The following is a 7,497-nucleotide window of genomic DNA, read 5'->3' as shown; positions in this document are numbered from 1 at the left end:
GAGAACCAAAAGTTGAAAAGGCAAGAAGTTTAGAAAGCTTTTACTTTTCGCTTTAGACTTTCGACTTTCAACTTTCGACTGATTTTTCCCTGCCTCCCGCCTTCTTGCACGCGGCCCCGGGGATAGGGTATAGTAGCGGCAGGCAAAGCCGGCCCGCGGGTTGGGTTATAGTAAAAAAAGCATCGTTGCCGGCCAACGGGTGCGGCTGATTACAGGAAGATTTCATGAAAACAAAAAAAGAAGTTTTTCATTACGGAAATGATCACCTGGATATGGATACCGCCCTGGCTGTAGCCGAGGGCAGGGCGGATGGGCAAATCTCTCTTGAAGCCGCCGATCGCATCCGCGCGGCCGAGGCCGTGGTGAAACATATCGCCGCGGGCGACGTGTCCGTATACGGCATCAATACCGGCTTCGGAACCCTGTGCAGTACCCGCATATCAGCAAAGGATACGGAACTCCTGCAGCACAACATCCTGCGCAGCCACAGTTGCGGCATGGGACCCGCGGTTTCCCGAAACATCGCCCGCCTCATGATGATTCTCAAGGTGCACGCGCTTTCGATGGGACACTCAGGCGTGCGCCTTGAAACAGTGGAGCGCATATTGTGGCACATCAACAGCCAGGTAATCCCCGTGGTCCCGTCCCAGGGATCCGTGGGCGCATCGGGTGACCTGGCTCCCCTGGCCCACCTGTTTCTGCCCCTGATCGGCCGGGGCGAAGTCTGGTGGAAAGACGAAAGAGTCCCCACTGCAAAGATGCTGAAACAAACCGGGCTGGAGCCTTTGCAACTCGGCCCGAAGGAAGGCCTGGCCCTGATCAACGGCACCCAGTTCATCACCGCCCATGCGGTGACCGCGTGGGACCGCATGCGCAACTGCCTGGACCATGCCGACATTATCGCGGCCATGAGCGTGGAAGCCCTTCTGGGCTCCAGCGCTCCCTTTTCTGAGGAGCTACACCAACTGCGTCCCTATCGCGGGACTCTGCGCGTGGCCGGGCGGCTGCGCAACCTGCTGCGTGGATCAGAAATGTTGGCTTCCCATGCCCGTTGCGGACGCGTACAGGATCCTTATTCGCTGCGCTGCATACCCCAGGTACACGGCGCCTCGCGCAACGCCTGGATCCACCTGGGCGAAGCGCTCGATGTGGAGATGAACGCCGTCACCGACAACCCCTTGATATTTGCTCCCGACCGCGCGGTCAGCGGCGGAAATTTCCACGGTCAACCCCTGGCGCTGCCCCTGGATTATGCCACGCTGGCGGCCAGTGAACTGGGCAACATTTCGGACCGCCGCTCCTACCTGCTGCTGGACGGCGAGGCAGCCGGACTGCCCAAACTGCTGATGAAAAGCACGGGCCTGAACTCAGGATTCATGATTCCCCAATACCTGTCCGCCGCCCTGGTGAGTGAAAACAAATCCTTGTGTTTTCCTCCCTCCGCCGACAGCATCCCCACCTCGCTGGGTCAGGAAGACCACGTAAGCATGGGATCCATCAGCGCCCGCCGCCTGCATACCGTGTTGGACAACCTGGAGCGCATCCTGGCCGTGGAGCTGGTGCTGGCCGCCCAGGGGTTCGACTTTCACCGGCCCCTGAAGTCCGGCCCGGTGCTGGAGGCCTGTCATGCCCGCGTGCGCCGCGAAATATCCCACGCCGAGGCGGACCGCGAATTCTACGTGGACCTGGAAACCGCCGCCGGGCTGATCCGTTCCCGTGAACTGGTGGAGATCTCGCGCCGGGTTGCGGCGGAATCCGGGTTCAGCCTTGACGGCGAAGAGGACTTGGTCAGAGGGGTTTGAACCCGTCCCCCGACCCTGGCGTCCCGTCCGGGGTTGTGGTAAGATGTCCCTGTAAACAGAGCGGTTTGCGAACCGCCGAAAATGGATTCAGGAGGCTCGAGAATGTTTCGCATGGATAAGTCTTTCCGCCTCAAAGTCGGATTGGCGGAGATGCTCAAGGGCGGTGTGATCATGGACGTCACCACCCCGGAGCAGGCAAAAATAGCCGAGAATGCCGGAGCGGTCGCCGTAATGGCACTTGAGCGGATTCCCGCGGACATCCGCGCTCACGGCGGCGTGGCGCGCATGTCGGACCCGGCCATGATCAAACGCATCATGAAAATCGTATCCATCCCCGTGATGGCCAAGTGCCGCATCGGCCACTTCGCTGAAGCCCAGGTGTTGCAAGCCCTGGGCGTTGACTTCATTGACGAGAGTGAGGTGCTGACACCCGCGGACGAACGTTACCACGTGGACAAGCGGGGCTTCAAGGTTCCTTTTGTGTGCGGTTGCCGCGAATTGGGCGAAGCCCTGCGGCGCATTGCCGAGGGCGCGGCCCTGATCCGCACCAAGGGTGAGGCCGGCAGCGGCAACATCGTGGAAGCGGTTCGTCACATGCGCAGCGTCACTTCAGAGATTCGCGAGATCTCGCGTTTGGGAGAGGACGAAGTGGTGATCCGTGCCAAGGAGATGGGGGTTCCCGCGGACCTGTTGGAATATGTGCGGCGCAAAGGCAAACTCCCGGTCCCCAATTTTGCCGCCGGCGGCATCGCCACCCCGGCTGATGCGGCGCTGATGATGCAACTGGGAGCGGAAACCGTATTTGTGGGTTCCGGTATATTCAAATCAGAAGATCCCGAGCAGCGCGCGCGGGCCATTGTCACCGCCGTCACCCATTTCAACGATCCCGCGGTAGTGGCCAGGGTATCGGAAGGCCTGCAAAAGGCCATGCCCGGACTGGAAATCTCTGCCATTCCCGAGGACCAGCGCATGCAGGACCGCGGCTGGTAACTATGCCCAGACCCTTGGTGGGGGTCCTGGCCCTGCAGGGGGATTTCGCCCGTTGCGGCGCAATCATGGGGACCTGTGCCGGACTGATCGTTTTGGCGAACCGCCTGGTGGAATCACGCATGCAAACCCTGGCCCTGCTGGATATCCGGGTGGAACGCAACGGCTTCGGTCGCCAGGCGCAATCGTTTATCGACCGCGTGGACCTGGATCTGGATGGAACGCGCGCCCGGGTGGAGGGTGTTTTCATCCGCGCACCGCGCATCCGCGAAATGGGTGAGGGGGTCACCGTACTGGGACGCTGGAAAAACGAAGCGGTCATGGTTCGTTCCGACCGCGTCCTGGCTTTGACCTTCCACCCCGAAATGACCCCGGATACCACCGTCCACCGCTATTTCGTGCGGAACATGGTTTTGAATACAAACCACAGTGCCGGCGCCGCCTGAGAATTCACTGCATTTGCAAAAAAGGTTTCCCGGCCGCCTGGTTTTTTCATCCGTTTCCGCGCGGACTTGGAAAAATGGCTGGATTCTTGAGCCACGCCACGGCTTGAAGTAAACTGAGAAAAACCATCAGGCTCCATGCGCATAGAAAATGTTCGCTTTCAGACAAAAAACGGCCGGGCTGAATTGAGCGCCAGTGTGCGGCCCGACCATCTCCGGGCGGAAAAATCGCGGGTCTGGTTTCGTTTTCCAGCCGCAGCTTCACCCCATCACCCGGGTGATGTGTTCTTGTGCGCCTTCCTGGTGTCTTGCATGCAGGCCGGGGAGGACCTGGATGTCGCCTCCCCGGTTTCCCCGCGCCTGCATGGCGCGGTTACCCGAATCCAGGATATCCTGCTTGGCTGGTATCCGGGTTTCCGGCGCAGCCGGCTCACGGCTCCTGTGGGAAAAGAAGCGGTCTCTACTGCCATGCGTACAGCGGCCTGTTTTTCCGGGGGAGTGGATTCGCTGTATACCCAGATGGACCCCAACCTGAAGACAGATCGCCTGGTACTGGTGCACGGCTTCGAAAACCCGGTCGAGCGCATCGACTTGTTGCAGACCACGCTGCAAGCGGTTGAGTCTCAGGCGCGCATGTTGAAACGGCAAATCATGGTGGTGGAAACCAACCTAAGGTCACTGGCCGACCGCAGCTTTTCCCGCTGGGGAACTCGCTTCCCCGGCAATTTTTTCGGCACCTGCTGGCTGAGCGGCTTCCTGGCTGCGATCGCCCATTGCCTGCAGGCGGAATGCAACCGTTTTGTGATTCCCGCTTCACTAAGCCTGGCCGCGCTTAATCCCTACGGCTCCCATCCGCACCTGGATGCCCTGTGGTCGTCGGATGCCGTCCGGATTATCCACCACGGAGCTGAAGCCGGGCGGATTGAAAAAATTCGTCGTATCACCCGGAATGCTCCCCGGGCGGCGGAATGGCTGCAGGTGTGTGAATCGAATCCGCCCGACCGGATCAACTGCGGTGACTGCGACAAGTGCCTGCGCACCAGGCTGGCATTGCGCCTGGCGGGCATCAAGGAACCCAATCACGCATTTTCCGCCCCCCCGCACTGGGCCCGCTGGCCCCTGGTGGCGGATCGCGGCCGCTGGGGTCGCGAGTACGATGAACTGTTGCGGTGGTGTGGGCCTGACAGAGAGCCCGCAGCCGCGTCCGCCCTGGAAACCATTTTATCGCCGCCTCCGTGGTGGCGGGACCTGCACCGTCGCGCTCGCAACCTGGCCAAGAACGTTGCCTGGCGTTATTTCCCCGGCCTGGCCGGACGATTGCGCAATAAACGCCGGCGCGAGTGGTAGCCATTATCCCTTCAATTTTATTTTCCCATGCGGTAATATCTGCGGGGAGGCGATATGATGGCACGAAAAGAGAGAAAACCGTCCCGGCTTTTGATTCCCCTTGTGATGCTTCTCTTCCTGGCAAACGCCTGCGGCAAAGACGTTGTCAGGGAAGAGACGCCCCCGGCCCCGACTCCGTCCGAGCCCGCGGAAGAGATCGCGTACGCGGAACCGGAAACCGCGGCGCAATCTCCGGCGCCGGAGGCCCGGATTGGGGATGATCTGGGAGAACCCTGTGGTGAACACCATTACATCGTGGCGGCCGGGACCAGCGCGAACCTGGATTTCCACGTACTGATGAAACGCGAGGTCTACGAGCTGGAAGCGTATACCGACCGCTACTTCAGCCAGCAAGATGTGTCCGTGAAAGACGGCAGTGACAGCTGGAGTGATCATGGGGTGGTCCGGGGGGAACCCGGTTATTACCTCGAACCCGTTGATACTTATGTGGAGTTGTGGGGCGTACGTTTGGATGAATTGTTGGAGAAAAGCGCTGATGATCCAGGCAAACTGACCACCATCGGTCAATCATCGGGAGGACGGCGGCAATACAAGATCAACGTAACCGGGGAAGGATTCGGACTCTTCACGCGGCTGGGGAATTGGTGGCCTGAAGAAAAAATCGCCCAGATGAGTGATGACCAGGTTTACGAAACCCTGGGAAACCGCATGGAAGTGGTATACACCCACCATCGCCACGGCTCGTTCACATTTCCCATAGAGCGTGTCTCGGTCAATGCCCGGTCTTTTATCCTGACCATCACCTATGACATCACCTTTCCCGAAGACCAGCGCACGCGTATCGCCGGCTCCAAGTTGTGGCAGGTCGTGCAGATCGGCAATTCCTCCGACGCCAAGTTCACCCTGCGCTTTGACTACGACAAAAAACGCAAAATCTACCGTGTGTACGGCCCCTGGGATGACGCCAGGTGTATTTAATCAAAGTTGGAGAGTTGGAGAGTTGAAAAGAAGGTGGCAGGTATCAGGTGACAGGAAGGCAGGAAAATATCAGTCGAAAGTTGAAAGTCTAAAGTCGAAAGTAAAAGCAGGAATGTTCATGCTTTTTTCTACGTTCTACCTTCTACGAGTTCATTCAAGACCCCTACAGCTCCTTCCGAGTGCATCCTACAGATCATTCGCGATTTCATTCTTCTTTCTGAAAACTCCAATTTGGCCGCTGTTTTGTCCCCGGGGTGGATTCTACTGCTCTGGCCAACCATAATGATAGGTAGAGATGAGAAGAATAGTTCCAACAACCGCTTTGCTGGCGGGATTGTTGATCCTGCTCTCGCCCGAATGCCTGCGAGAGGTTCCTACCCGGGATGAGTCAGCCCGCGAGGTGGTGGAACACAGCCGGTTCATTCAGTTCCGGGGGCGGATGCTTCCGTTCTCGGCTTTTTATAAGCACGTTCGCATGTTCAATTGGGTGGTTTACCTGCAAAAGACCTGGCCGCACATCACGCCAGGGACATGCTTGATCAATATCGACTACCACAGCGATGCCTACGGCGGCATGGTCATGGAAAATACCTTTGAGGATTACCGCGACCTGCGGGGACTGAACAGCGGCAATTGGATCCGTTTCCTGCGGGTCAATAACTTGTGCACAGGCCGGATCGTCCTGGTGACCTGTCCCGTCCTGTTGCAACGCATTCAGGTGGACCGGCGCGCCTTACCCGCCAACGATCTATTGCAGCCCGCCTCCGAGTACGATGATAATTGGATTTTCGGCGATGACTTGTTTTGCGATATTGAGGCCTTGCGCAACGCCGGTATCAGTGGCCCAGCCATCGTGACAATCGATTATGATTACCTGGCCGGCAACGAAGAACCGGCGGATGCGGCGGCGGTCCGCCGCAAGGCCCGCACCATTGCAGAGGCCTTGTTCAATGACGACATCGTACCCGTGGCCGTTAATTTCACCTTCTCCGATCGTCCGGACAAGACCACGGATTCGCCGGCCTTTGTTTATCCCATTCTGCGTGACTTCGTCAGCCGTTGCCTGGTGGATGCTTTTAATGCCCGGGGTGCCTATTTTGAATTTAATTGAGATTTAGCACGGTTTCAAGAGACTTAGTTTGTAGAATAAAGCTTTAAAGGAGAGATGTCATGCAACGCAAATGGATCGTTGTAACAATCCTGCTCATGTGTGCGGGATTGGTTTTCGCGGGTATGGAAAAGGAGGTCCCCAACCCATGGGTGGTATTAAAGGAGAAAGGTGTCATGTCCCTCCAGGTCACACCGGTCAAAGGGGAAAAACAGGTGGTGGTTGAGTTGACACCCATTCGCGCTGCCCTGGAAGACGCGGGACTGAATGAGAAGGTGATGGTTTATCTATCCATTGGGGGTAGGGAAGTCGGTTGCCTGGGTAAGTTCACCCCGCAGGTGGCGGATGACGGAAATCACGGTGACGGAAAGGCCAATCCTTCGCTTGTACGCTTTCCCACCATCCCAAAGTTGAAAAACATGCATCTGAAGTGGGATCCGGATGATAACGACGCCGGCCTCGCTCGTCCCGCCCGCCCGGCCACGGTAGTGCGTCCGGCACGTCCAGCCACGGTCATGCGGCCCGCGCGTCCGGCACGTCCAGCCACGGTCATGCGGCCGGCTCGACCTGCAAGGCCGGCACGGATTCGCATGCCGGCTCCGGATCCCCTGTTCGGTATCCTGACATTCCGCAATGCCGAGGGCAGGACCATGCTTCATATGCAGGTTAAGATCATCGGCATGTAAGGGCTGGGACCGAAATCCTGCCTTTCTGCCACCTGATACCTTCTTCCCTGTGCGGGCGAAAAATTTTTGCCCTTTTATTAGGCATTATTCAAAATCCAGGCGTACGGGCGGTTCGCGAACCGCCCGTACTTTTCAACTCTTCAACT

At 58.2% G+C, this 7,497-nt stretch carries 7 protein-coding genes; all 7 read left to right on the top strand.

What is annotated here, in order from left to right:
• Positions 1-224: 224 nt before the first annotated feature.
• The 7 genes from hutH (at position 225) to ENN40_04425 (ending at position 7,351) form a co-directional block, all read left to right on the top strand.
• Positions 225-1,802, top strand: a complete 1,578-nt coding sequence (gene hutH, locus ENN40_04455; protein HDP94597.1) for a histidine ammonia-lyase — start codon at positions 225-227, stop codon at positions 1,800-1,802.
• A gap of 102 nt (positions 1,803-1,904) precedes the next feature.
• Complete coding sequence (pdxS, locus tag ENN40_04450; protein HDP94596.1) at positions 1,905-2,792, top strand: pyridoxal 5'-phosphate synthase lyase subunit PdxS; 888 nt, start codon at positions 1,905-1,907, stop codon at positions 2,790-2,792.
• Between the two features lie 2 nt (positions 2,793-2,794).
• The gene (gene pdxT / locus ENN40_04445) at positions 2,795-3,235 is read left to right on the top strand and encodes a pyridoxal 5'-phosphate synthase glutaminase subunit PdxT (protein ID HDP94595.1); all 441 of its coding nucleotides are present in this window, start codon (positions 2,795-2,797) and stop codon (positions 3,233-3,235) included.
• 135 nt (positions 3,236-3,370) lie between these two features.
• Positions 3,371-4,579, top strand: coding sequence for a hypothetical protein (locus ENN40_04440; GenBank protein ID HDP94594.1), 1,209 nt, complete (start codon positions 3,371-3,373; stop codon positions 4,577-4,579).
• A gap of 54 nt (positions 4,580-4,633) precedes the next feature.
• Positions 4,634-5,557 carry a hypothetical protein gene (locus ENN40_04435; protein HDP94593.1) on the top strand — a complete coding sequence of 308 codons (924 nt, stop codon included), beginning with the start codon at positions 4,634-4,636 and terminating at the stop codon, positions 5,555-5,557.
• A 295-nt stretch (positions 5,558-5,852) separates the two neighbouring features.
• Positions 5,853-6,668: a hypothetical protein gene (locus ENN40_04430; protein ID HDP94592.1), complete on the top strand. Its 816-nt coding sequence runs from the start codon at positions 5,853-5,855 to the stop codon at positions 6,666-6,668.
• A gap of 59 nt (positions 6,669-6,727) precedes the next feature.
• A complete protein-coding gene (locus ENN40_04425; GenBank protein ID HDP94591.1) occupies positions 6,728-7,351 on the top strand; it encodes a hypothetical protein in 624 nt (207 codons plus the stop codon).
• Positions 7,352-7,497 lie beyond the last annotated feature (146 nt).

Source organism: Candidatus Aminicenantes bacterium (genome assembly GCA_011049425.1).
GTDB lineage: Bacteria > Acidobacteriota > Aminicenantia > UBA2199 > UBA2199 > UBA876.
This window is presented reverse-complemented; position numbering and strand designations above follow the sequence as displayed.

Bases quoted from the DNA above. Each gene is read 5' to 3' on its own strand.
- hutH (HDP94597.1), top strand. From the start codon at position 225: ATGAAAACAAAAAAAGAAGTTTTTCATTACGGAAATGATCACCTGGAT.
- pdxT (HDP94595.1), top strand. From the start codon at position 2,795: ATGCCCAGACCCTTGGTGGGGGTCCTGGCCCTGCAGGGGGATTTCGCC.
- ENN40_04425 (HDP94591.1), top strand. From the start codon at position 6,728: ATGCAACGCAAATGGATCGTTGTAACAATCCTGCTCATGTGTGCGGGA.
- pdxS (HDP94596.1), top strand. From the start codon at position 1,905: ATGTTTCGCATGGATAAGTCTTTCCGCCTCAAAGTCGGATTGGCGGAG.
- ENN40_04435 (HDP94593.1), top strand. From the start codon at position 4,634: ATGATGGCACGAAAAGAGAGAAAACCGTCCCGGCTTTTGATTCCCCTT.
- ENN40_04440 (HDP94594.1), top strand. From the start codon at position 3,371: ATGCGCATAGAAAATGTTCGCTTTCAGACAAAAAACGGCCGGGCTGAA.
- ENN40_04430 (HDP94592.1), top strand. From the start codon at position 5,853: ATGAGAAGAATAGTTCCAACAACCGCTTTGCTGGCGGGATTGTTGATC.